This window comes from Pseudomonas extremorientalis, assembly GCF_001870465.1.
Lineage (GTDB): Bacteria > Pseudomonadota > Gammaproteobacteria > Pseudomonadales > Pseudomonadaceae > Aquipseudomonas > Aquipseudomonas extremorientalis.
Genome location: NZ_MDGK01000003.1, coordinates 174,346 through 198,658, shown reverse-complemented (window position 1 = coordinate 198,658; position 24,313 = coordinate 174,346). Strand labels below are relative to the sequence as shown.

At 60.5% G+C, this 24,313-nt stretch carries 23 protein-coding genes and 1 pseudogene; 13 read left to right on the top strand and 11 right to left on the bottom strand.

All coding sequences use genetic code 11. The features are described from left to right. Window positions 1-170 precede the first annotated feature (170 nt). The gene (locus BFN10_RS00835) at window positions 171-395 is read left to right on the top strand and encodes a DUF465 domain-containing protein (protein ID WP_071488022.1); all 225 of its coding nucleotides are present in this window, start codon (window positions 171-173) and stop codon (window positions 393-395) included. Window positions 396-647: 252 nt separating this feature from the next. Here BFN10_RS00835 and hglS read toward each other — a convergent pair whose 3' ends face one another. After that, a complete protein-coding gene (hglS, locus tag BFN10_RS00830) occupies window positions 648-2,024 on the bottom strand; it encodes a 2-oxoadipate dioxygenase/decarboxylase HglS (RefSeq protein WP_071488021.1) in 1,377 nt (458 codons plus the stop codon). 289 nt (window positions 2,025-2,313) lie between these two features. On the opposite strand from hglS, the gene BFN10_RS00825 reads away from it, so the two are divergent. Together BFN10_RS00825 and BFN10_RS00820 are read left to right on the top strand one after the other, a co-directional pair. Next, window positions 2,314-3,723, top strand: a complete 1,410-nt coding sequence (locus BFN10_RS00825) for an OprD family outer membrane porin (RefSeq protein WP_071488020.1) — start codon at window positions 2,314-2,316, stop codon at window positions 3,721-3,723. A gap of 69 nt (window positions 3,724-3,792) precedes the next feature. Beyond that, complete coding sequence (locus tag BFN10_RS00820; protein ID WP_071488019.1) at window positions 3,793-6,426, top strand: MGH1-like glycoside hydrolase domain-containing protein; 2,634 nt, start codon at window positions 3,793-3,795, stop codon at window positions 6,424-6,426. A 47-nt stretch (window positions 6,427-6,473) separates the two neighbouring features. Here BFN10_RS00820 and BFN10_RS00815 read toward each other — a convergent pair whose 3' ends face one another. Both BFN10_RS00815 and BFN10_RS00810 read right to left on the bottom strand, forming a co-directional pair. Then, window positions 6,474-6,788 (bottom strand): SCP2 sterol-binding domain-containing protein, encoded by a 315-nt coding sequence (locus tag BFN10_RS00815; RefSeq protein WP_071488018.1) that lies wholly within the window; start codon window positions 6,786-6,788, stop codon window positions 6,474-6,476. A 56-nt stretch (window positions 6,789-6,844) separates the two neighbouring features. Beyond that, window positions 6,845-7,555, bottom strand: a complete 711-nt coding sequence (locus BFN10_RS00810; RefSeq protein WP_071488017.1) for a histidine phosphatase family protein — start codon at window positions 7,553-7,555, stop codon at window positions 6,845-6,847. 195 nt (window positions 7,556-7,750) lie between these two features. On the opposite strand from BFN10_RS00810, the gene sohB reads away from it, so the two are divergent. Further along, window positions 7,751-8,776, top strand: a complete 1,026-nt coding sequence (sohB, locus tag BFN10_RS00805) for a protease SohB (protein WP_071488016.1) — start codon at window positions 7,751-7,753, stop codon at window positions 8,774-8,776. 6 nt (window positions 8,777-8,782) lie between these two features. Here sohB and BFN10_RS00800 read toward each other — a convergent pair whose 3' ends face one another. After that, window positions 8,783-10,318, bottom strand: a complete 1,536-nt coding sequence (locus tag BFN10_RS00800) for an MFS transporter (RefSeq protein ID WP_071488015.1) — start codon at window positions 10,316-10,318, stop codon at window positions 8,783-8,785. 151 nt (window positions 10,319-10,469) lie between these two features. Between BFN10_RS00800 and BFN10_RS00795 the strand changes: the two genes are divergently transcribed. Then, window positions 10,470-11,345, top strand: coding sequence for a LysR family transcriptional regulator (locus tag BFN10_RS00795; RefSeq protein ID WP_071488014.1), 876 nt, complete (start codon window positions 10,470-10,472; stop codon window positions 11,343-11,345). On the opposite strand, the gene BFN10_RS00790 is transcribed toward BFN10_RS00795, so the two are convergent. Then, window positions 11,323-12,438, bottom strand: a complete 1,116-nt coding sequence (locus tag BFN10_RS00790; RefSeq protein ID WP_071488013.1) for an MDR/zinc-dependent alcohol dehydrogenase-like family protein — start codon at window positions 12,436-12,438, stop codon at window positions 11,323-11,325. The two genes, BFN10_RS00795 and BFN10_RS00790, sit on opposite strands and share 23 nt — an antisense overlap. Before the next feature lie 64 nt (window positions 12,439-12,502). Continuing rightward, window positions 12,503-13,510 carry a substrate-binding domain-containing protein gene (locus BFN10_RS00785; RefSeq protein ID WP_071488012.1) on the bottom strand — a complete coding sequence of 336 codons (1,008 nt, stop codon included), beginning with the start codon at window positions 13,508-13,510 and terminating at the stop codon, window positions 12,503-12,505. 470 nt (window positions 13,511-13,980) lie between these two features. On the opposite strand from BFN10_RS00785, the gene BFN10_RS00780 reads away from it, so the two are divergent. Next, window positions 13,981-15,543 (top strand): TerC family protein, encoded by a 1,563-nt coding sequence (locus tag BFN10_RS00780; RefSeq protein WP_071488011.1) that lies wholly within the window; start codon window positions 13,981-13,983, stop codon window positions 15,541-15,543. Between the two features lie 21 nt (window positions 15,544-15,564). Here BFN10_RS00780 and BFN10_RS00775 read toward each other — a convergent pair whose 3' ends face one another. The 5 genes and pseudogenes from BFN10_RS00775 to BFN10_RS00755 all read right to left on the bottom strand — a co-directional run bounded on the left by BFN10_RS00775 (window position 15,565) and on the right by BFN10_RS00755 (window position 18,354). Continuing rightward, complete coding sequence (locus BFN10_RS00775) at window positions 15,565-16,521, bottom strand: hypothetical protein (protein WP_071488010.1); 957 nt, start codon at window positions 16,519-16,521, stop codon at window positions 15,565-15,567. A 10-nt stretch (window positions 16,522-16,531) separates the two neighbouring features. Continuing rightward, entirely contained in the window at window positions 16,532-17,275 is a 744-nt protein-coding gene (locus tag BFN10_RS00770) for a hypothetical protein (RefSeq protein WP_071488009.1), read from the bottom strand. A gap of 233 nt (window positions 17,276-17,508) precedes the next feature. Then, window positions 17,509-17,634: pseudogene (locus BFN10_RS29130) on the bottom strand (GGDEF domain-containing protein); the annotation flags it as partial. A gap of 42 nt (window positions 17,635-17,676) precedes the next feature. Then, a complete protein-coding gene (locus tag BFN10_RS00760) occupies window positions 17,677-18,030 on the bottom strand; it encodes a thioredoxin family protein (protein WP_071488007.1) in 354 nt (117 codons plus the stop codon). A 75-nt stretch (window positions 18,031-18,105) separates the two neighbouring features. Continuing rightward, on the bottom strand, window positions 18,106-18,354 hold the full coding sequence (locus tag BFN10_RS00755) for a hypothetical protein (RefSeq protein WP_071488034.1): 249 nt from the start codon (window positions 18,352-18,354) through the stop codon (window positions 18,106-18,108). A gap of 338 nt (window positions 18,355-18,692) precedes the next feature. Between BFN10_RS00755 and BFN10_RS00750 the strand changes: the two genes are divergently transcribed. The 7 genes from BFN10_RS00750 to BFN10_RS00720 all read left to right on the top strand — a co-directional run bounded on the left by BFN10_RS00750 (window position 18,693) and on the right by BFN10_RS00720 (window position 24,264). Next, complete coding sequence (locus BFN10_RS00750) at window positions 18,693-19,541, top strand: transporter substrate-binding domain-containing protein (protein WP_071488006.1); 849 nt, start codon at window positions 18,693-18,695, stop codon at window positions 19,539-19,541. A gap of 51 nt (window positions 19,542-19,592) precedes the next feature. Then, window positions 19,593-20,255: an amino acid ABC transporter permease gene (locus BFN10_RS00745; RefSeq protein ID WP_025857547.1), complete on the top strand. Its 663-nt coding sequence runs from the start codon at window positions 19,593-19,595 to the stop codon at window positions 20,253-20,255. Between the two features lie 11 nt (window positions 20,256-20,266). Continuing rightward, the gene (locus tag BFN10_RS00740) at window positions 20,267-20,929 is read left to right on the top strand and encodes an amino acid ABC transporter permease (RefSeq protein ID WP_016976586.1); all 663 of its coding nucleotides are present in this window, start codon (window positions 20,267-20,269) and stop codon (window positions 20,927-20,929) included. Then, the gene (locus BFN10_RS00735) at window positions 20,926-21,708 is read left to right on the top strand and encodes an amino acid ABC transporter ATP-binding protein (protein ID WP_071488005.1); all 783 of its coding nucleotides are present in this window, start codon (window positions 20,926-20,928) and stop codon (window positions 21,706-21,708) included. Before BFN10_RS00740 ends, BFN10_RS00735 begins: the two co-directional genes overlap by 4 nt. A gap of 16 nt (window positions 21,709-21,724) precedes the next feature. Continuing rightward, entirely contained in the window at window positions 21,725-22,114 is a 390-nt protein-coding gene (locus BFN10_RS00730) for a RidA family protein (protein ID WP_010210958.1), read from the top strand. Between the two features lie 167 nt (window positions 22,115-22,281). After that, window positions 22,282-23,046: an IclR family transcriptional regulator gene (locus BFN10_RS00725; RefSeq protein WP_058424172.1), complete on the top strand. Its 765-nt coding sequence runs from the start codon at window positions 22,282-22,284 to the stop codon at window positions 23,044-23,046. A gap of 9 nt (window positions 23,047-23,055) precedes the next feature. Then, window positions 23,056-24,264: an amino acid deaminase gene (locus BFN10_RS00720; protein WP_071488004.1), complete on the top strand. Its 1,209-nt coding sequence runs from the start codon at window positions 23,056-23,058 to the stop codon at window positions 24,262-24,264. The last annotated feature ends 49 nt before the right edge of the window (window positions 24,265-24,313 follow it).

Genomic DNA, 24,313 nt, shown 5'->3' with positions numbered 1-24,313 from the left:
CGTTCTCCCTCGGGTGGCTATCTAGAGTGGAGGGCAGCGCGAGGCAAAGGTTTGATCCAAACGCCCGCGCCGCGACGAACGGGGCTGTATTGACCCTGAACATGACAAGACCCCTCGCAATGGTCTAGCTTCTAGGGCGTAAGCCATTGATCAACATGCGGAGGTACGCCATGCCAGTGAAACACGACCTGTATCAGGACTTGGGGTTGAGCAAGGAAGTCGTTCACGAACGCAGGGCGAGCGACAAACGCCTGGACTCGCTGCTCACGCAGTACGACGACGCTGACAAAGAGGTGCTGAAGGCGGAGTCGGCAAGTGCCAGCGACGAGGATGTGGAGAAGCTGAAGAAGAAACGCTTGTTGATCAAAGATGAGATTGTGGTGAAGTTGGGCTGATCACGATCGAGCCTCCTGTAGGAGCGAGCTTGCTCGCGAAAAACGCCAACGATGACGCCGGCGCCCTGAGTGGACGCGGCGTTCTCGGGTTCTTCGCGACCAAGCTTGCTCCTACAGAGTTATGGACATATTTGTTCAGAATTGTCCGGGGGACAGGTGGCTCTTCACTGCCTATGATGCCCACCGCCTACCCGGCTCTGGGGACTGTTGCAGCGCAAGGATTGCGCTGGTGAGCCGGGTGGGTACTTCAGTTCATGCCAGCAGCGCCTGGGTGCATTCATCGATGGAGCGCTGCTGCGTCTCGCCATACAGTTTCAATTCATCAATCGTCCGCCGGCCCAGTGCCTGTTCGAATTCGGCCTGGTTCGAGTTGGCCGCGTAGTGACTCTGCGCCGCATCCCCCAGGTTCGACTGGAAAATCCCCGCCGCGCTCACCGGCAGAAAATCTTCATACACCAACGGTTCCACGTCGATGTGGCCGGCGGCGATCAGTGCCTCCAGGGTGCGTGGTTGATCGGCGCTGCCGCGTGCCGCCAGGCCTTGTTCGGTGGGGAAGTAGCGGTAGTAGGCCAGGCCCTGCTCGCGCATCTGGGCATGGTTGTCCGGGAAGGCCTGGAAGTGTTGTTCCATCAATTCGACATAGCGTGCAGCGTTGCCCTCGTTGGGGAAGGCGCCCAGTGCGTCGCGGGCAGCGTTCAGCAGTTGGTCGTAGAGCGCGCGGCCTTTGGGCGTCAACGCCACGCCGCGTTGTTCGATTTCGCCGAAGCGTGCGCTGTGGCTGCCTTGGGCGTCGGTGAAGGCGATGGGTTCATCCAGGGCCTTGAAGCTGGTCTGACGCAGCAGGATCGGGCAGTGGCGGCGCGGCGGGCCTTCGATCACGGCCTTGGGGGTGATGCCTTTGCCGGGCATGGCGGCCTGGACCTGGTCGATGTCCAGGGTGCGCGGGGTCAGGTGGTTGATGTGCGGGCCCTTGAAAGCGACCACGTCGGCGATCAGGCGGTGCTGGTCGTTCAGTTGCTGGTACTGCGCGCCGGTGACGGTGGCGGTGTGATGCCAGCGGAAGGTTTCCAGGGCCTGGCGGATGAATTCGTCGGCATCCTGGGCGTTGAGTCCGCCCTGGTTTTCGGCTTTTTCAATCAGTGCCAGGGCGCCGGAGGTGAAGATCGAACGCTTGGCCAGGGCGGTTTCGGCGAAGGCGCGCAGGTCGGGGTTTTCGATCAGTTCCAGGCGCAGCAATGAGGTGAACACGCGAAACGGGCTGGTCTGCAACGCCCGTTCATGCACGGCGCGAAACGCGGTGGAGTGTACGGGCACGCCAGCCGGGGTCAGGTCGTAGTAGCCCACCGGCTGCATGCCCATCACCGCGAACAGGCGGCGGATGGTGGCCAGCTCGGTGGCGGTGCCCAGGCGGATCGCGCCGTGGCGTTCCATGTCCAGGCGCTGGATTTCGCCGGTGCGTTGCAGCTGTTGCGCCAGCAGCGGTTGGGTGTCGAGCACGTGCGCATTGGTCTCGGCCACCAGCTCCATCAGCGCGCCATACAACGGAACTTCATCTCGGTACATGTCGGACATGGCCTTGGAAAAGCCCTTGCGGATCTCGTCGGGGCTGACCTGTGCGGTGCTGGGCATAGAAAAATTCCTGATGGCGGGGGCGAGGATAGTGGCCTTTTGCTGGATTTTGTTGAGCGCAACGCCGCCTTGCAAACGAAGATTCTTCAGGACTTCATTCTGCAAATGAATGAGATGACGTGAAGATGACAAAAAACGGCCCGTGTGAAATTTCATTTTCGGGCGTTTTTCCTAACTAATTCTTCACGAAGTCCGCCCCGGCCGGCGTGAAAGAATCGTCACGTTTGCAAGGATGAAAACGCGGTTATGCACACCAGACACATAAAAAAATGTTTAGGGGCTGTCGTTAATGAAAATTTCTACACTGGCGTTGTCGATCACCGCCGCCGTTCTTGCACAACAGGCTTACGCCGATGACTTCGGGCTCGGCTCGCTGGGCACCGGCAACGGTCACAGCGGCTTCCTTGAAGACAGCCATGCGTCTGTCAGCTCACGGACCATGTACTACAGCGCGGATAACCGCTCGGGCACCAACAACGATCTGCGCGAAGCCGCCACAGCGCTGCGTTTTGACTACAAGTCCGGCTTCACCCAAGGCACCGTTGGCCTGGGTTTCGATGTCATGGCCTTCGGCGCCCTGCGCCTGGACGGTGGCGACGGCCACACCGCGGGTCCGGGCCTGGCGGGTAACGGCAACAGCTTCTTCCCGACCAGGAACAATGGCACTGAACCGGCCGACTCCTTCGGGCGCGCCGCCGGCAATGTGAAGTTCCGTATTTCCCAGACCGAGTTGCACGTCGGTGGTGGCCTGGCGCCGGTGCTGCCGATCCTGGTGTCCAACGACAGTCGCGTGGCACCGCAGACCTTTGATGGCGGTATCCTGACCTCCAACGACATTCCCAATGTCACCTTCACCGGTGGTGAGCTGAACCGCGCCGAAGGCCGTGCTTCCAGCAACTCCACAGGCCTGAGCGTGGCCGGTGGTACTCGCGACAGCGACAGCTTCAAGTTCGGTGGGGTGGACTACAAGCCGTTTGGTTCTTCCGACAACGTGATCGCGAAAAACCTGACGTTGCAGTACTACTACGCCCAACTGCAAGACTTCTACAAACAGAACTACGTCGGCCTGGTCCATACCCTGCCGCTGGGCAATGACCAGTCGTTCAAGACCGACCTGCGCTACTTCGACAGCCGCAGCGACGGCAAGAACGGCGAGAGCGGCTACCAATTCAACAACAACGGTGGCTACGCCAAACACGCCGGCGAAGTCGACAACAAAACCTACAGTGCGGCCTTCACCTACCAACTGGGCGGCAGCAGCTTGATGCTCGGCCACATTGGCGTGGGTGACGACGGCGGTTTCGTCTGGGTCAACCAGGGCAGCCTCGCCGACCCGCATGCCCAAGGCGCCGGCGGCAGCGACTTCTACCTGTTCACCGACGCCGTGGTCGGCCAGTTCTCCCGCGCGGGCGAGCAGGTCAACTTTGGCCAATACACCTACGACTTCAAGGCGTACGTACCTGGGCTGAAGGCGTCCGTGGCCTACCTGGACGGTTCGGACATCAAGTCCAAGGTCGCCGGCGGCCCCGACCAGAAGGAAAACGAAGCCGACTTCCGCCTGGACTACGTGGTGCAGGCAGGTCCCCTGAAAGGCTTCGGTACTACGTTCCGTACCGGCACCTATCACGGCAAGAACACCGGCACCGCCGACCAGGACCAGACCCGCCTGATCTTCAACTACACCTACGCCATCTTCTAAGTCTTCATGTGCACCCGGGCGTCATTGGGCTCTACACTGCCTCTCACCTGGTAGGCGATGGAGGACCCGATGACGGCCACACCCGACACTCGAATGCTTGAGACAACCGAAGGTCAGCGTCTGGCGCAGCAGGATGCCGAGCGCTGGCGCGAGTGGGGCCCCTATCTGAGCGAGCGCCAATGGGGCACGGTGCGCGAAGACTACAGCGCCGACGGCGACGCCTGGGCCTACTTCCCCCATGAACATGCACGCAGCCGCGCCTACCGCTGGGGCGAGGATGGCCTGGCCGGTTTCAGTGACAAGGCGCAACGCTGGTGCCTGGGCCTGGCCCTGTGGAACGAGCGTGACGCGATCCTCAAGGAACGCCTGTTCGGTCTCGACAACGCCGAGGGCAACCACGGTGAAGACGTCAAGGAACTGTACTTTTTCGTCGACGGCGTACCGAGCCATGCCTACATGCGCATGCTCTACAAATACCCCCATGCCGCCTTTCCCTACGCCGACCTGATCAGCGAAAACGCCCGCCGTGGGCTGGCTGATGCCGAGTACGAGATCCTCGACACCGGCGTGTTCGAAGACAACTGCTACTGCGATGTCAGCGTCGAGTACGCCAAGCACCTGCCCGACGATATCTTCATGCGCGTCACCGTGCACAATCGCTCGGACCAGCCGACGCGGCTGCAGGTGCTGCCGCAACTGTGGGCGCGTAATGACTGGAGCTGGACCTTCGACGTGCCCAAGCCGCAGTTGATGTTGGACGGGGAGCAGGTGCTGGCACGCCATCCGGAACTGCCGGACCGTCATCTCGGCGCCTGGGGCCAGGACGGGCTGGAGTGGCTGTTCTGCGAGAACGAAACCAACTACCCCAGGCTGGATGGGCAGCCGGCGCCGGGGCCGTTCAAGGATGGGATCAACGATTACGTGGTCGAGGGTGTTCACTCGGCAATTCGGCGTGACAGCGGTACCAAAGTCGCGGCGCGTTTCGTCGTCGAACTGGCCGGGATGGAAAGTAAAACGCTCTACCTGCGCTTTGCTCCTGTCGACGCGCCACAGGTCAACGCGCGCAAGCTGTTCGAACAACGCCGCCAGGAAGCGGATGACTTCTACGCCGCCCTGCAACGTGGCATGGCCGACGACGATGCGCGCAATGTGCAGCGTCAGGCACTGGCCGGGTTGCTGTGGTCCAAGCAGCTGTACTATTTCGACGTCAACCAATGGCTCGACGGCGACCCCGCACAACCCGCGCCGCCGCCCGAGCGCCTGCATATCCGCAATACCCATTGGCGCCACCTGTCCAACTTCGACATCCTCTCCATGCCCGACACCTGGGAATACCCGTGGTATGCCTCGTGGGACCAGGGCTTTCAGGCAGTGGCCATGGCGCTGATCGATCCGGCGTACGCCAAGCAGCAGTTGTTGCTGCTGGTGAAGGACCGCTTCATGCACCCCAACGGCCAATTGCCGGCCTACGAATGGCGGTTCGACGACGCCAACCCGCCGGTGCATGCCTGGGCCAGCTGGAGGGTCTACCAGCAGGACAAGGCGCTCAACGGCGTAGGCGATATGGATTTCCTTGAGCGGATCTTCCACAAGCTGCTGCTGAATTTTTCCTGGTGGGTCAACCGCAAGGACGCCGAAGGCCGCAACCTGTTCCAGGGCGGTTTCCTGGGGCTGGACAATATCGCCTTGTTCGACCGCTCCGCCGCACTGCCGCCGGGGTATCAACTGGATCAGGCCGACGGTACGGCGTGGGTCGCGGCCTATGCACTGGACCTGATGCGCATCGGCCTGGAGCTGGCCAAGCGCAATGCGGTGTATGTCGACATCGCGGTGAAATTTTTCGAGCACTTCCTGTATATCGCCGGCGCCATCAACCGTGTCGACGACAGCGCCGAAGGCCTGTGGGATGAGCAGGACCTGTTCTTCTACGACGTGCTGCACCGCCCCGATGGCCAGAACGAACCGGTGCGCCTGCGTTCGATGGTTGGCCTGATGCCGCTGTTTGCCGTACTGGTGCTGGAGCAGCGCGAACATGAAGGCCTGGAGGGCTTGCGCGAGCGGCTGCTGGGGTTCATGAAACATCGGCCGGACCTGGCCAGGCTGGTTTCACGCTGGAACGAACCGGGGCAGGGTAATCGCCTGTTGCTCGCGCTGCTGCGCGGCGAGCGGACCAAAGACCTGCTGCGGCGCATGCTCGATGAACAGGAGTTCTTGTCGACGTTCGGCGTGCGCTCCTTGTCCAAGGTGTTCGCCGAGCAACCGCTGGCGTTGAAGATGAATGGCAACACCCTCAGTGCGAGCTACCAGCCGGGTGAATCCGACTCGCGGCTGTACGGCGGCAACTCCAACTGGCGCGGGCCGTTGTGGATGCCGGTGAACTACATGCTGATCGAGTCGCTGCGCGAATTTCACCGGTATTACGCGGACAACTTCTCGGTGGAGTATCCGACGGGCAGTGGTTATCTGGCGTCCCTGGAGGACGTGGCCGACAGTCTGAGCCAGCGGCTGACGCGGTTGTTCCTGAGAGATGAAAACGGCTCGCGGCCGTCGATGGTGGGATATGCGTCGTTGGAGGCGGATCCGGCAAGTCGCGATCTGGTGCTGTTCCATGAGTACTTTCATGGCGAGACCGGGCGTGGGCTGGGGGCTTCGCATCAAACCGGGTGGAGTGCGTTGGTGGCGCTGTTGCTGCAACCCAAATAAAAATCCCGCCTGTAAAGGCGGGATCGGGATTCAGGGTTGCCCGTGAATCAGGAAGGGAACAGCTCGCTCAGCTTCATGGCCAGCATCATGTCGCCTTCGGTGCGCAGCTTGCCGCCCATGAAGGCTTGCATGCCGTCGGTCTCGCCGCTGACGATGCCTTTCATGGTTTCTGCGTCCATCACCAGGGTGACCTGGGCGTCCGGGTTTTCGCCTTCCAGCAGTTCGCAGGTGTTGTTTTTCACGACCAGCGAGAAGTTCTGGGTGTTGTCGATGCGGAAACCGAACACCAGGTCCAGGCCGTCAGCGGCGGCTGGGTTGAATTTGGCTTTCATTGCTTCTACAGCTTTGGCTACGTCAGTCATGGTTTCGATCCTTTAGGGTAGAGTCCAGTGACCTTGGGGTCACGGTTGGCCGCGGTTCATCGGAAGGTGATGAGCTGCGGCGCCTTCAACAGTTGCAAGTGGGTATGGCTGTTGAAGGAAGCCAGTGCCACCTCGCGACCACGGAATTTCAGCTGGTTGAGCGAGGTGTTAACAATTTGCCAGTTCAGTTCGAAGGCTTGCGCGGCAGGCATTCGGGTGATCAGGTGGAGCAGGGCGGTGATGGTGCCGCCGGAGGTGAACACCGCGATCTTCTGCGTGTTGTCCGCCGCCTCAAGGATGCGTTGCAGGCCACCTTGCACGCGTTCCACGAAGCCCAGCCAGCTTTCCAGTCCCGGTGGATCATAGGTGCCGGCCAGCCAGCGCTCGATGATCAGCGCGAAGATGCGCTGGAATTCGCTGCGGTTCTGCGCGGCATTGCGCAGGATCTCCAGGGCTTCGGGTTCGGTGGTGAGCAGGTCGGGAAGCAGGGCGCGGATGATTGCGTCGGCATCGAATTCGTTGAACGCGCTGTCGGTTTCCAGCGCCGGCACCGGCAGACCGAGGGCGTGGTACTGATCGAAGGCGGCGCTGGCGGTGTGCTGCTGGCGGCGCAGGTCGCCGGCCACGCAGCGGTCGAACACCAGGCCCATGTCCGCCAGGTGGCGACCGAGCACTTGCGCCTGCTCCACGCCGACGGGCGACAGGACGTCATAGTCGTCTGCACCGAAGGAGGCCTGGCCATGTCGAATCAGATAGATGCTGCCCACGTCCGTTTTCCCGGTACGTTGAAAGTCTGGCGAGGTTATGAGGATGCCTGCGAGCTGTCAATGAAAAAACATACGCTTGTTTTAAAAGCTCGTTGGAGCCTGTGGTTGCTGGCGGTTTGATCACTGGCCCGAACGCGGTGCCGCCGGTATGCTGGGGCAATCCGCGCCCGGCGCACTGCACTTGTAAGGAGCAACATGGATTTTTTGGCCGAATATGCGAGCTTTCTGGCGAAGACCGTCACCCTGGTGGTCGCTATTCTGGTGGTATTGATCAGCTTCGCGGCGCTGCGCAGTAAAGGGCGCCGCAAATCCGCCGGCCAGTTGCAGGTCAGCAAGCTCAATGATTTCTATAAAGGCCTGCGCGAACGCCTGGAGTCGAGCCTGCTCGACAAGGACCAGCTCAAGGCCTTGCGCAAGTCCGAAGGCAAGGCCGAAAAGAAGAAGGGCAAGCAGAAGGCCGAGGCCAAGCCACGGGTGTTCGTGCTGGACTTCGACGGTGACATCAAGGCCTCGGCCACCGAAAGCCTGCGCCACGAAATCACCGCCTTGTTGAGCCTGGCCACCCCGAAAGACGAAGTGGTGCTGCGCCTGGAAAGCGGCGGCGGCATGGTCCACAGCTACGGCCTGGCCTCGTCGCAACTGGCGCGTATCCGCCAGGCGGGCGTGCCGTTGACCGTGTGCATCGACAAGGTCGCGGCCAGCGGCGGCTACATGATGGCGTGCATCGGCGAGAAGATCATCAGCGCGCCGTTTGCCATCCTCGGCTCCATTGGCGTGGTGGCGCAGTTGCCGAACGTCAACCGCCTGCTGAAAAAGCACGACATCGACTTCGAAGTACTCACCGCCGGCGAGTACAAGCGCACGCTCACCGTGTTTGGCGAAAACACTGAGAAGGGCCGCGAGAAGTTCCAGGAAGACCTGGACATCACTCACCAGTTGTTCAAGAACTTCGTCTCGCGTTATCGCCCGCAGCTGGCAATCGATGAAGTCGCCACCGGAGAAGTGTGGCTGGGTGTTGCAGCCCTCGACAAGCAACTGGTCGATGAACTGCAAACCAGCGACGAATACCTGGCCACCAAGGCCAAGAGCGCCGAGGTGTTCCACCTGCACTATGCCGAGCGCAAGAGCCTGCAGGAACGGGTGGGCCTGGCGGCCAGCGGTTCGGTGGACCGGGTGCTGTTGACCTGGTGGAACCGGTTGACTCAGCAGCGGTTCTGGTAAGGCTGATCAGCGGTGCGCAGGTTTTATTGAAGCCTGTTGCACCGCTGGGATAGGTTTCCTCATCAACATCCCCACCACCCACGCTCCGAGCAACCCCAACAACCCCGCCACCCACAACACCCCGCTGAAGCCACCCACAAAGGCTTGCCGTGCCAGCGGCTGCACCACCGCCCGTGCCGATTCCGGCAACAAGCCCATCGCCGCCGGCATATCCCCGGCCACCACGCGTGACGCAATCGCGTTTACCTGTGCCTGCCATTGCGCGCCAATGCGTGCACTCAACAGCCGTTCGCTATGACCGCTCAACAACGCCCCATACACCCCAATCGCCAACATGATCGCGCTGAAGCGCATGGTCGTGCTCATCCCCGACGCCATTCCCGCGCGGTGCCGTGGTACGCAGGCCATGATGTTTTTTTGCGTATCGCCATTGAGCAAGCCGGCACCGGCGCCCGTAACGGCAATCGCCAGGGCGAAGGGCAGGTAGCCGCCAACGTTCACTGCCCAGGCACTCAAGAGGTTGCCGCTGCCCACCAGGGTCAACCCGGCTGCCATCATCGTCGCCGGGGCAAAGCGTGCGGCCAGGCGTGCGCCGATGCGCGGACAGATCAGCATGGTCAGCGCAAACGGCAGCATGCCCAGGCCCGAGGCGATCGCGGAAAATCCCAGGCCGTTCTGCAGGTAGAACGGTAGCAGCGTCATCATCACCTGGGCACAACCGGCATAGGCGAACATCCCCAACAGCGCACCGATAAAGCGTGGGTGGCGGAACAGTTGCAGGTCGACCATGGGCCGCCGTTGCACCCGTTCGACGAGTACAAACACGCCCAGCAAGACTGCGCCACCGATCAGGCGGGCGTAGGTCAACGGGTTGTCCCAACCGATGCGGTTGGCTTCGATCAGCCCCCAGATCAGGCACAGCAGGCTGGCGCTGAACGCCAGGCTGCCCCACGGATCGAGCCGCGCGGATTGGGTGTCGCGGGATTCCGGGATGGCGCGCAGGACCAGACTCATCAACATCAGCCCCACCGGCAGGTTGAGGTAGAAGATCCAGCGCCAGCCCAGGTACTGGGTGATCAGGCCGCCCAAGGTCGGTGCGGCAGTCATCGCCACGCCCATGCACGCGCCCCAGAAGGCCCAGGCCTTGGCGCGCTGCACCTCGTCGTGGAAGGTATGGCCGATGGAGGCGAGGGCGGATGTGAGCAACAGCGCCGCGCCCACGCCTTTGACCGCGCGGGCGCTATCGAGGAGCAGCGCGGTGGGTGCTGCCCCGCAACCCAATGACGCCAGGATGAAAATACTCAGGCCCCAGACCAGGGTTTTCTTGCGCCCGAACCGGTCGGCAATGCTCCCGGCCGGAAGCAATAGCGCGGCGAACGCCAGCATGTAGGCGCTGACCACCCATTCGATATCGGCGAAGTTCGCCCCCAGGTCGCGGGCGATACTCGGCAGGGTCACGGCGACGATATTGGTGTCGAGCACGATCAGCGAGCAAACGCCGGACGCAGTCAGCAAGGTCAGGCGTGGGCTGACCCGGCTCATGGTTGAATTACCTCAAAGGCAATAGGGGGAATGCAGTTGACGGACATCGCAAGGGCTCTCTAGTGTTGTGGTTTGTCTCAGCATATCCGCGCTGCCCAGTGGCTTTATTAGCCAAGCCGACTCATTTCATTACCTTTGAGCTAATGCAGACATGGACATCCGTCATTTTCGCTATTTCCTGGCCGTTGCCCGTCAGCGCAATTTCACCCGCGCCGCCGAGCAGCTGGGGATCGCACCCCCGACCTTGAGTCGGCAGATCCAGGACATGGAAACCAGCCTGGGCACACGTCTGTTTATCCGTCAGCAGCGCGAAGTCAGCCTGACCGATGCCGGTGCCGCGCTGCTGATCGAAGCGGAGGCGACGGTGCGTCAGTTCGAGTTTGCCCAGCGCAATGCCCAGCGTGCCGGGCGTGGCGAGATCGGCCATCTGGAGTTGGGCTACGTGGCTTCCGCCGTGTATTCCGGGGTGTTGCAGCGGCAGATGCAGGGGTTCTGCCAGGCGTTTCCCGATGTCAGCGTGAACGTGCGTGAATGTGCCATGGCAATACTGCCGGGTGCCGTTGCGGACGGGCGCTGCGATATCGGCTATGTCCGTTCGCCGATGACCTTGCCGGACGGTGTGGAAGCAGTGCGCCTGGACAGTGAAGGTTTTGTGCTGGCGTTGCCGCAGGACTCATGGCTGTTGGGTTTGAAAGTCATCCACTGCGAGCATCTGCAAAACGAGACCTTCATCCTGCCGGAGCAGATCAGCGGCACGCTGCACGTCGCGGCCCAAGGTGGTTTTGCGCCGCGCCTGGGGCCGCAGCCGGGTGGGTTGGTGGCGGTCGTCGCGTTGGTGTCATTGGGGCAGGGCGTGGCGGTGGTGCCGGCGTCGGTGGTGGGGCACGTGAGCTTGCCGGGAGTGGTGTATCGCCCGATTCAGGGCAGCGAGGCGGCGTCCTGGTTGTCGTTGATCCACCGGCGCTTCGAGAGAGCGCCGGCAGTGGTGCGGTACATGCAGTTGGTCAAGGCTCAAGCACTACCTTGAGGGACTTGTCGCCGCGCTCCATTACTGCGAACGCTTCCTTGAAGTCCGCCAGGGCGAACTTGTGGGTGACCACGTCGCGCATGTCGATCTTGCGGTTGCCGATAAAGTCGATGGCGCGCGGGTACATGTAAGGCCCCAGGTGCGAGCCGAGCACATCCAGTTCCTTGCGGTCGCCGATGATCGACCAATCCACCGTGGCCTCGTCATTGAACACGCTGAACTCGACGAACCGCCCCAGCTTGCGCAGCATCGCCAGGCCCTGGTTCACGGCCTTGTGATGACCGGTGGCTTCGATGTAGATGTCGCAGCCGTAGCCATCGGTGATGTCGCGGATCTTCGCCAGTACATCGACTTCGGCCGGGTTCCACACTTCGTCGGCGCCCATGCGCAGGGCGAGGGCGGCGCGTTCCGGTTTCATGTCCAGCACGATGAGTTTCTTCGGATGGCGCATGCGCACCGCACCAATGATGCCCAGGCCCAGGGTGCCGGCGCCGGCGACCACCACGACATCGTCGAAATCCACATTGGCGCGCTCGGCAGCGTGCAGCGAGCAGGCCAGGGGTTCGATCAGGATCGCTTCATCCGGGGCGATGGAGTCCGGAACCTTATGGATGATGCCTTCCTTGGTGAAGATCATGTACTGGGCCATGGCGCCCTGCACGTTGTTCTGGAAGCCATACAGGTCGTGTTTCTGGCACATCCAGTACTGGCCGTGGTTGCAGAAGCGGCAGCCCCAGCACGGCACGATCTGCTCGGAAATGACCCGGTCGCCGATCTTCACGCCGCGCTTGTCCGCGCCTGGGCCCAGGGCGACCACGCGGCACACGAATTCATGGCCGGGGATCATCGGCGGTTTCACATAGCGTGGTTGCTCGGCGTCGCCCCAGAACGACGGCGCGCCGCGATAGGTCTTGATGTCGCCCATGCAGATCCCGCACAACTCGACCTTGGTGAGGATTTCCTCGGGGCCGGGGGTGGGCACGTCGACGGTTTCCAGCCGGTAGTCTTCCGGGCCATGGCAGACCACGGCCTGCATGGTTTTCGGGATGACGGGGTGCAGGTGTTCTTGCGGGCGTTCGGTGACGGTGGACATGGCAGGCCTCACAACAAAGATGAACGGATCGCTCCCATGCGGGGAGCGATCAACCGGCTACGGCTTACTTGGCGCCGCTGACTTGCTTGTACAGCGCATCGGCGTTGGCGTTGGTTACTGGCACCCAGGGCAGGATGTAGTTCTTCGCGGTGCCGTCAGCCCATTGCACGTCCTTGGCATAGCGTTCCCAGATCACCGACCGGGGCTTGTAGTCGCTGCCGGCCAGGGCGCGCAGGGCCACGTCCAGCGCACCCTGGGACTGGGCCTGGGCATCCTGCAGGAAGGTGGTGACTTCGTCTTTTTTCGCGGCCTGGATGGCATCCGGCATGCCGTCGATGGAGGTAACCGGTACATCCTTGGACGTCAGGCCGTGGGATTTCAGGGCCTGTACCGCGCCGAGGGCCATGTCGTCGTTCTGCGCGATGACGCCGTTGATGCCTTTGGGGTGGGCGTTCAGCCAGTCCTCCGTCAGCGCCATGGCCTGGGCGCGGTCCCAGTTGGCGGTCTTTTTCTCGATGATCTTGATGTCCGGGTGCTTGCCCAGCACTTCCAGCTCGCCTTTTTCCCGGTCGATCTGTGCCGACTGACCAATGGGGCCCTGGATGATCACCACATTGCCCTTGCCGTTGAGTTTGTCGACCATGGCCTGGGCCTGCAGGCGGCCGCCCTCTACATCGTCGTTACCCACGTAGGGGACGGCGGCATCGGCAACTTTCGTATTGGAGGCGATGACCACCACGTCGTTACTTATGGCCTGCTTCACGGTGCCGACGCCAGCCTTGGTGTCGATGGGCACGAAGAGGATGGCGTCGTAGTGCTGGGTCACCATGTTTTCGATCTGGTTGTTCTGAGTCAGCGCGTCGTAGTTGCCGTCGAATACGGTCAATTGCACGGTGCCGTCTTTCACGGCGGGGTGCTCCTTGAGTTCGCGTACCCAGTTCTGCATGAATTGGCCCTTGAGACCGTAGACCGCGGCGCCGACCTTGTAGGTCTTGCCGTCGGCGGCCAGGGCGATGCTGCTGGCGAGGAGGGAGAGGGCCGCAGCGGCGGCGAAGGTCGTAGCAAGTTTCATGATGAGCACCCCATTTATTGTTGTAGTCAGTCGTTCATTCATTGCTTTGTGCTGATCATATGTTTATCAAATGAAAATCTGATCAGTCAAATGCTTTCGTATAAAACTCAGAAATAGGCTGATTTATTGGTTTTTAGAGCTTCGCACCAAAGACAAGTAGGCATTTATGCTGATAATAATTTCACGCAATGATCAAATGATCGAACTGGTTTCGAAGGTTTTACAGATCTTGTAATAGTTTTGGGTTGTGGGGATTTTCCCTTTCGACTGTACGATTCAAGTCCTTTTGTCATTGCAGGATTTGCATGAACACCCTCTCGGAGCCTCCCAGTCGTCTTTCCCCAAGACATCCTCTGTCGCTGTTCCCGCTGAAGCACCCCGTATTCCGACTGCTAACCTTTTACCGGTCCACTGACCGCACTCTGCCGTGCCCGGCATTCTGAAAATCGATGACTGAAGAGACTCAATAAATGGAATGGTTAGCGGATCCAACGGCCTGGCTCGGCCTGTTGACCTTGATTGTGCTGGAACTGGTACTGGGCATCGACAACCTGGTGTTTATCGCGATCCTGGCGGACAAGCTGCCGCCGGAGCAGCGTGACCGTGCGCGCTTGATCGGCCTGTCCCTGGCGTTGCTGATGCGCCTGGGCCTGTTGGCGAGTATTTCCTGGTTGGTGACCCTCACCCAGCCGTTGTTCGAGGTGTTCGACAAGAGCTTCTCCGGCCGCGACCTGATCATGCTGTTTGGTGGTGTGTTCCTGCTCTTCAAGGCCACCATGGAATTGCATGAACGCCTCGAGGGGCATGTGGCCCAGCGCACCGGCAATGTGGCCTACGCGATGTTCTGGCCGATCGTGGCGCAGATCGTGGTGCTCGACGCGGTATTCTCCCTGGATGCGGTGATTACCGCCGTGGGCATGGTGGACGAACTGGCGGTGATGATGATCGCGGTGATCGTGTCCATCGGCCTGATGATCGTGGCGAGCAAGCCGCTGACACGCTTCGTCAACGCGCACCCGACGGTGATCATGCTGTGCCTGGGCTTCCTGATGATGATCGGTTTCGCCCTGACCGCCGAAGGCCTGGGGTTTCATATTCCCAAGGGTTACCTGTACGCCGCCATCGGCTTCTCGATCCTGATCGAAGTGTTCAACCAGATCGCCCGTTCACGCCGCAAGAAGTCGGCGCAAGGCGTGTTGCCAGTGCGCGAGCGTACCGCTCATGCGGTGATGCGTTTGCTCGGCGGTCGCAGCCTGGCGGTGGAGGAGGTGGGTGAAGAGGTGGCCGACCTGCTCGGCGAGCCGGATGCCACCCAAGGCCCGCTGTTTGATCGACGTGAGCGCGTGATGATCAGCGGCGTGCTGCAACTGGCCGAGCGACCGATCCGCACGCTGATGACGCCGCGGGCCAAGGTCGATTGCATCGATCTGGCGGACGATCCCGACAGTATCCGTCTGAAACTGATGCACTCGTCCTATTCGCGACTGCCGTTGATCCGCAATGGCGCCGTCGATGAGCCGCTGGGCTTCGTGCACAAGAAGGAATTGCTCAAGGAGTATCTGGCCGGCAACGAGCCGAACCTGGAGCACCTGGCGCGTCGGGCGATCAACTTGCTCGACAGCTTTTCGGTCCTCAATGCGCTGGAGCAGATGCGTCAGGAATCCACGCACATTGCGTTCGTGATCAACGAATTCGGTGACTTTATGGGCGTGTTGAGCATGACCGACATTCTCGAGTCCATTGCCGGTGAGTTGCCGGATGCCAGCGAAATCGAGGGGCCGGATATCGTCGAGGAAGGCGATGGCTTTCGCGCCAATGGTGCCTTGAACCTCAACCTGGTCCGCCAGCGTACCGGTTTCAAGGCGACGGCGACCGAGGACTACCAGACCCTGGCCGGTCTGGTCATGAGCCTGCTCGACCGCCTGCCAGTGGTGGGCGATAGCCTGGAACATGAGGGCTGGCGCCTGACGGTGGCGGCGGTGGAGGACCGCCGCGTGACGCAGGTCAGCCTGCTTCGGTGTGTGGGTTCCTGATGGGGGCTTGAGCGTTGCCGCTCAACTTCGATTGATGCCTGGAGGGGCGCCGCCGGATGTTCTGCCGTCACGCCTGAGCGCGGCTTTTTGCTCTTCGAGTGTCTTTTTCCGGAAGGCGCCGACGATGCCTTTCAGGTGTTCGGCGTTTGCAGTGCCAAAGGCCGAGTGTGTTGGGCGCGACGGCCCTGCGGTCGCGTTGAACAGACCGGCCAATGCAGTCAGCTCCGAGAGGTCGGCTATCGGCCAGAACACCCCGGATGCACTTGCCACCGCCACTTTCATCGGGTGAGCGCGGCCTGCTGCGTCATCGACATGTGTGTTACAGAGCAGTTGAAGGTAGTCCGCCATGTGGGCCAGCGACAGGCCGTGGCGTTTTTCTGCCAGGAGCGTGTGCACGGGGATCGCCGCAGTCGGTTTTAAGTGGGGCTGGGTGATTGCGTCGTAGTAAGTGTAGGCCTCCATTGTGAGCTTGCGCAGGTTTGGGGTAGAGGGTGCGGATGCGTCTGGCCTCTGCGTGACAAAAAAATGCCCCTTCTTTGACCGGCTGATCAATACGTGGTTGTCTTCGGGATCGATCAGCCGCATCAGAATCCCCAGGAATTTGGTGTATTCGGAGCTTCTGGTACTGATGTCTGATTTGAATTCAATCAGGAAGAATCTGTCTTCATGGGCGGTTAGCACATCGCCCGCTGCACTTTCGGCCTTGCCGTCCAATTTCGCGAGGAGTGGCGGTGTTGCGGCCATTTTTTCCACTGCCAGGTTGAGCTTTTCCTTGGCCTCATTACAGGTGTTTTGCTGTTTCTGGTCTGAGGGATCGCACAGCAGCAAGTGATTGTTCAGGATGAGCCGTTCAAGCGCGTCTGAAATCAGTGCCTGCTGTTTTTTGCGGTGAAGGATCCACTGAATATCGCGAAACGCCAAAATCAACGTATCTTCCCAGGGTTGGTCGGCGCTCTCTGTTGCAGTTGCGGTGCTCATATCCATCCCCTCAGTTAATCGCCACGCCACTGAATTTCACCACGTTATCCTCACCCTTGAGGCTGCGAAATCTGATCTTGAGTGCCGGGATGCTCTCGAGTTTCCCGCGCACGGGCTGGAACACCATCGTCACGCGGGTCGGCACATTACGTATCAGCGCAAAGGCGTTCCATTGGTCAGACTTCGACTGGCCGACCTGCAGTTGCTCGACATCCAGGGAGCCGCCGGTTTTTTCAAACAGGGTACTTTGCTTAAGGTCGCGCATTACGCGGTCGACATGGGTGTTGGTCAGTTCCAGCAGGCAGCTCGGTGCCTGGCCAATCTGCTCACATTCCAGCAGTTCGATGCGTACACCGTCGACCAACTCGATACGCTTGCCAAACAGGTTGGCGCCGTCATTTTCAGTCATCAGCTTTTGCGATTGGGCAAATTCGAAAGTGGGTCTGGCGTACTCGCTGCCCAAAATGAAAAAACCACCGGCGAGTAATACGGCCAGGATCACCGAAAGCGTGCCTTTTATCGCATCCGGCAGCCGACGCGCCTGCCAGCCAATAGACAGTGCCGCGAGGAACAAGAACACGCTGATCACCAGAATCAAGTTTTTCCAGTTGAGAAAGCCAAAGCCGAACACGCTGGGATCGGGAAACACATAGGTGATCAGCGCCCACATGGCGCCCAGCGTTGCGCTGATACCGGCCATGACTTTGGTGATTGCAGCATTGAGGCGTTTTTGCGGAAGCAGCGGAGTGTCCATACGCAGAAGAAATCCATCGAGGCGGTAGAGGTGGTGCCGAACATTAACTCAATGAAGGCATTTGGCTATTATCCAGTAAGTGGCCGCCCGGTAAAGCATTTCGATGCGCTGTCTGTCACGCACGGGGCGTGATCGGTTTATGCGCGCGTGTGAAACGCAAGCCCTGTCAGGATCGCCCCGCTGGGCTGCAGATCCATCGACAAGCCTTTGATCAGCGGATGAGTAACCAATGGGATGATCGCGATGTAGATCAGCAGGCAGAATGACTTGAGTCGCTCGAAATCATGCTGGGCGAACTCAAGTTGCAGGGCGGGCGAGGGGCGTTGTTTCAGGACTTCGATTTCAATGGTCTTGAACATTGCTGAATCTGGTGGCTGAGCCTGCTTTGAGCAGCCTGGACGCTAGGTCGCACTGTGCAAGAGGGGGCACTGGGTGTAGCGGTTGAAAAGCTCTTCCACAGTTTTTTCCTGATCTTCAATGGGGCCGAAACCCTTGAGAATTTCCATCAGTTCGCCCATGAAGTAAACCAACAAGGTAGGCGTGCCCGTGACATGGGGATGTTTCGGGGTGTTTGCGCAGTCCAGTACCAGGCTCACGATATCGGGATACTTGGCAGCAATCAGTTCGAACAATGGGCCGGCGTCCGCGCACGCCGGGCAGTGAGCTGAAACAAACAACAGAAACACGGGGTGGGAGGTACTCAGTACCTTTTCATATTCCTCGGCGTTGGTAATGGTTGCGGTGGCAATTCCCATGATAGTGATCCTCCTGGACAGTGCGAGTGTCTGCCCACGCTAAGTCGAGGAATCACTGTCGTCTACTGTCAACCTTCACAGGTGAGCGTCACGCTCCACGCGTTCCCGCGCCTTGCGCGCCTGGCTCGCGCATTTCTTGTATTCCAGGTTATCCCTAGAGGCTTTTGCCTGGCGGTAGCCGTGGTGGTTCTGGCTGGTGTAATTGGTGCTCAAGGCTTCGTTCAGCTTGCGCAGCTCTGCCTTGCATTCGCGACGGTCGTTGCTGGCCGAGGCGTTGCCGGCCACGAGAAGGGAGAACACTAACAGGGTAACGCCGAATTTTATCAAGGCAGGCTCCTACAGGTGCTGCGTAAAATTTAGATTGATGCTAGCCCAGCATCGCGTTTTTTCCACGGCCCTTACGCACTGCGATAGTGCGCAGTAACACCGTTGCAGGGCGTGCGATTGGGTCTGTCACGCCCTATGGGGTCTTGGGTAGCAAAGCGATTGTAGGCAGTGGCGCAAGGCCTCATCGCCTATTCATATTTATCCAACTGATTTTTAAAGATTTTATTTCCCACATGTTTTTCTGTTACCGCGTGTGGCACACTTTCTGCTGTCTATTCCGTTGTTACATACTAAGTTCCGGTATAGCGGAATACACAACTCCTGGAGTGCTTGTCATGCATCACCGACCTTCCGTATTCAAAGCGTGTGTTTTTCTCTTCGCCGCATCGGCTTCCCTCGTAAGCGTAGTGCAGGCGGCGGACAGCAAGCTCGATGATGTGCTCAAGCGTGGGCATCTGATCGTGGGTACAGGCAGTACCAATGCGCCGTGGCACTTCCAGGGAGCGGATGGCAAGTTGCAGGGTTTTGATATCGACATCGGCCGCATCGTGGCCAAAGGCTTGTTCAACGACCCGAGCAAGGTCGAGTTCGTGGTGCAGTCCTCTGATGCGCGGATTCCCAACCTGCTGACCGACAAGGTCGACATGAGTTGCCAGTTCATCACCGTCACCGCCAGCCGCGCCCAGCAGGTGGCCTTCACCCTGCCGTACTACCGCGAAGGCGTGGGCCTGCTGCTGCCCAACAACAGCAAGTACAAAGAGATCGAAGACCTGCAGGCCGCCGGCGACAGCGTCACCGTAGCGGTGCTGCAAAACGTCTACGCCGAAGAACTGGTGCACCAGGCGCTGCCCAAAGCCAAGGTCGACCAGTACGACAGCGTCGACCTGATGTACCAGGCGGTGAACTCCGGTCGCGCCGATGCCGCCGCCACCGACCAGTCCTCGGTCAAGTACCTGATGGTGCAGAACCCAGGCCGCTACCGCAGCCCGGCTTACGCCTGGAGCCCGCAAACCTATGCGTGCGCCGTCAAGCGTGGCGATCAGGACTGGCTGAACTTCGTCAACACCGCGCTGCATGAAGCCATGACCGGCGTGGAGTTCCCCACCTACAAGGCCTCGTTCAAGCAATGGTTCGGCGTGGATCTGCCGGAACCTGCGATCGGCTTCCCGGTTGAGTTCAAGTAAATCGAAAACCTGGGGCGTCGCTGACGGCGCCCCAATCAGGTACTGCTGACCATGAACTATCAGTTGAACTTTGCCGCCGTATGGCGCGACTTCCCCAGCTTGCTGGCGGGGCTCGGCCTGGGCCTCGAGCTGGCGCTGCTGTCGATCGCGATCGGCTGCGTGATCGGCCTGATGATGGCATTTGCCATGCTGTCGAAACACAAGGCACTGCGCGTGCTGGCCTCGGTGTATGTGACGGTGATCCGCAATACGCCGATCCTCGTGCTGATCCTGCTGATCTACTTCGCCTTGCCCAGCCTGGGCATCCGCCTGGACAAGATCCCGTCGTTCATCATCACCTTGTCGTTGTACGCCGGGGCTTATCTGACCGAAGTATTCCGCGCCGGGCTGCTGAATATTCCCAAGGGCTTGCGTGAAGCCGGGCTGGCCATCGGTCTGGGCGAGTGGCGTATCCGTGCCTACATCACCGTGCCGGTGATGCTGCGCAATGTGTTGCCCGCGCTGTCGAACAACTTCATTTCGCTGTTCAAGGACACCTCGCTCGCCGCCGCCATCGCGGTGCCGGAGCTGACCTATTACGCCCGCAAGATCAACGTCGAGAGCTACCGGGTGATTGAAACCTGGCTGGTCACGACCGCGCTCTACGTGGCCGCCTGTTACCTCATTGCCATGCTGCTCCGTTACCTGGAACAGCGTCTGGCGATCCGTCGTTAAGAGAGGTTTCCATGTACGAATCCCCCAGCTGGCTGCATGAGTTGTGGATCGCCCGGGATACCCTCTGGGCGGGCTTCCAGGCCAGTGTTTATGTGTCCGCATTGGCGATTATCTTTGGCACCCTGATTGGCATCGTCGCCGGGTTGATCCTGACCTACGGCAAGTTCTGGATGCGTGCGCCGTTCCGGCTGTACGTCGACCTGATCCGGGGCACGCCGGTGTTTGTGCTGGTACTGGCGTGCTTTTACATGCTGCCGGCGCTCGGTTGGCAGATCACCGCGTTCCAGGCCGGTGCGGTCGGGTTGACGCTGTTCTGCGGCTCCCACGTCTCGGAAATCGTGCGCGGTGCGCTGCAAGCCATTCCCCGTGGGCAACTGGAAGCGGGCAAGGCGATTGGCCTGACGTTCTATCAGTCCCTGGGTTATGTGTTGCTGCCCCAGGCGCTGCGCCAGATCCTGCCGACCTGGGTCAACTCCTCCACGGAAATCGTCAAGGCCTCGACCCTGCTCTCGGTGATCGGCGTGGCCGAGTTGCTGTTGAGCACTCAGCAAGTGATCGCACGCACCTTCATGACCCTGGAGTTTTACCTGTTCGCAGGCTTTATGTTCTTTGTCATCAACTACGCCATCGAGTTATTCGGGCGCTACATTGAAAAGCGGGTGGCCTTGCCATGAACCAACCTCAAACCAACCCACCACTGCTGAACATTAGCGGCCTGCGCAAGCAGTACGGCCAGGTGGAAGTGCTCAAGGGCGTCGACCTGTCGATGCAGCGCGGCAACGTGGTGACCCTGATCGGCTCCAGCGGCTCGGGCAAGACCACCCTGTTGCGTTGCGTCAACCTGCTGGAAGAGTTCCAGGGCGGGCAGATCACCCTGGATGGCGAGTCCATCGGCTACAGCGAGGTTGCCGGTAAGCGCGTGCGTCACCCCGAGCGTGTGATTGCCCAGCATCGGGCCATGACCGGCATGGCATTCCAGCAGTTCAACCTGTTCCCGCATTTGACGGCGTTGCAAAACGTCACCCTGGGCTTATTGAAAGTTAAGAAAATGCCTAAGGACGAGGCGGTGGCGCTCGCGGAAAAATGGTTGGATCGTGTAGGACTTCTGGAGCGTCGTAACCACTTTCCCGGCCAGTTGTCCGGCGGCCAGCAACAACGTGTGGCGATTGCCCGCGCGATTGCCATGAACCCCAGCCTGATGCTGTTCGACGAAGTCACCTCGGCCCTCGACCCGGAACTGGTGGGCGAAGTCCTCAGCGTGATCAAGGGCCTGGCGGAAGAGGGCATGACCATGCTGCTGGTCACCCACGAAATGCGCTTTGCCTATGAAGTCTCGGACAAGATCGTGTTTATGAACCAGGGCCGCATTGAAGAGCAGGGCACCTCGAAGGACATCTTCGAACGCCCGCAATCGCCGCGCCTGGCGGAATTTCTCAAGAACATTCGTTTTTAATCAGGAGCCTGTTGTTATGAGCATTACTCGTTATGGTGCCGGCAGTACTGCCGGCGGCGGCCAACCCCGTCCTTTCGCCCGCGCCGTGGAAGCGGACGGTTGGTTGTACGTCTCGGGCCAGGTGCCTGCGGTGGATGGCGAAATCATCACTGGCGGCATCATTGAGCAAACCCGGCAGACCATGCGCAACGTGGTGGCGATCCTCGAAGAGGCTGGCTACGAATTGAAAGATGTGGTGCGCGTGGGGGTATGGCTGGAGGACCCGCGGGACTTCTGGAGTTTCAATAAAGTCTTCGGCGAATACTTCACCCCGGAACATGCCCCGGCGCGGGCCTGTGTGCAGGCGAACATGATGGTCGACTGCAAGGTGGAGATCGATTGCGTGGCCTACAAGAAAAAGGGCTAAATGCCCCATTCTTGAAACCACGGAAAATCCAATGTGGGAGGGGGCTTGCCCCCGATGAAGGTGTGTCAGCACAAGCACAGGTCACTGGCTCGCCGCTATCGGGGGCAAGCCCCCTCCCACAAGGATCTGCGCAGATCACAGCATTTTTACAGGAATCGAAGGCTGCCATGACCGAAGACACCATCAAACGCCGCGCCAAAGGCCTGGACCGGGCATTCGATATCCTCGATTTTCTCAAGGAAATCGGCCAGCCCCTGCGCCCGAATGATATTGCCAGCGGCATCGGCAGCCCCAAATCCACCGTCTACGAATTGGTCGCGTCACTGCTGGAGCGACGCATCCTGGAAACGGTGGGCAAGGACGGTCACGTCTACCTCGGCCGCCAGCTGTATTTCCTGGGCCAGGCACACCTGCGGCATTTCGACCTGACCCGCGAGGCCGACCACGCCTTGCAGGAGATTGTCAGCCAGACCCACGAAACCGCGCAGATGTGCCTGCTGAACGGGCGCAAGTACACGGTGGCGCTGATGCGCGAGGGCGAGCGGCATTTTCGTATTTCTTCGGACATCGGCGAAAACGCGCCGATCCCCTGGACCGCTTCCGGGCGCCTGTTGCTGGGGCACTTGAGCGACCAGCAGATCGTCGACCTGATCGATCACGATGATTTTATCCTGCCGGATGGCCAGCGCTTGCCGCTGGATACCTTCCTGGCACAAATCCGTCAGGCCACCCTCGATGGTTTCTTTTCCTTCGACAGTGTGGCCGACACCTTTACCCATTGCTTTGCCGCCCCGGTGCGGGACGCGCAAGGCATCAGCATTGCGACCCTGTGCATCGTCGCTCCGCGCGCCGATGCGATCAAAAATTACAACGACTATCGCCGGGTGTTGATCGAAAGTGCCAACAACCTGGCCCGTCGCATCAACGAATAGGAGCATTTCATGTCTGCCATCAATGCCGTTGAAAAAGGCGCCGCCGCCGTCGGTGCCCATCTGGTCCGCGACGTCAGCCTGCCGGCCCTGGTGCTGCACCGCGATGCGCTGGAACACAACATCCGCTGGATGCAGGACTTTGTCAGCAAGAGCGGCGCGCAGCTCGCGCCCCACGGCAAGACCAGCATGATGCCGGCGCTGTTCCAGCGTCAGATCGAGGCAGGCGCCTGGGGCATCACCCTGGCCAACGCCGTGCAGACCCGCGCCGCGTATGCCGGTGGCGTGCGCCGCGTGCTGATGGCCAACCAACTGGTGGGCGCGCCGAACATGGCATTGATCGCTGACCTGCTGGCCGACAAGGACTTCGACTTCCACTGCATGGTCGATCACCCGGACAACGTCGCCGACCTGGGGCTGTTCTTCGCCGCCCGTGGCCTGCGCCTGAACGTGATGATCGAGTACGGCGTGGTCGGCGGCCGTTGCGGTTGCCGCAGCGAGCAGGAAGTGCGCGAACTGGCCAAGGCGATCAAGGCCCAGCCGGCCCTGGCCCTTACCGGTATCGAAGGCTATGAGGGCGTGATCCACGGCGAGCACGCCATCAGTGGTATCCGCGATTTCGCCGCGAGCCTGGTGCGCCTGGCGGTGGATTTGCAGAACAACGGCTCTTTCGACCTGCCCAAGCCCATCATCACCGCGTCGGGCTCGGCCTGGTACGACCTGATCGCCGAGTCGTTCGAAGAACAGAACGCCGCCGGCCGCTTCCTCAGTGTGCTGCGTCCCGGCAGCTACGTGGCCCATGACCATGGCATCTACAAAGAAGCGCAATGCTGCGTGCTCGACCGCCGCAGCGACCTCGATGAAGGCCTGCACCCGGCCCTGGAAGTCTGGGCTCATGTGCAGTCGTTGCCCGAGCCGGGCTTTGCCGTGATCGCCCTGGGCAAGCGCGACGTGGCCTATGATGCCGGCCTGCCGGTGCCGCTCAAGCGTTACAAGGCCGGTATCCTGCCAGCGGAAGGCGATGATGTGAGTGCGTGCAAGGTCACCGCGGTGATGGACCAGCATGCGTTCATGACGGTGGCGCCGGGGGTTGAGCTGCGTATTGGTGACATCATTTCCTTTGGCACTTCGCACCCGTGCCTGACCTTCGACAAGTGGCAGGTGGGCTGCCTGGTGGATGAGCGGTTGCAGGTGATTGAGTCTCTGCCTACCTGCTTCTAGACCGCGTCGATCCCATCGGGGGCAAGCCCCCTCCCACAGTTTGATGTGT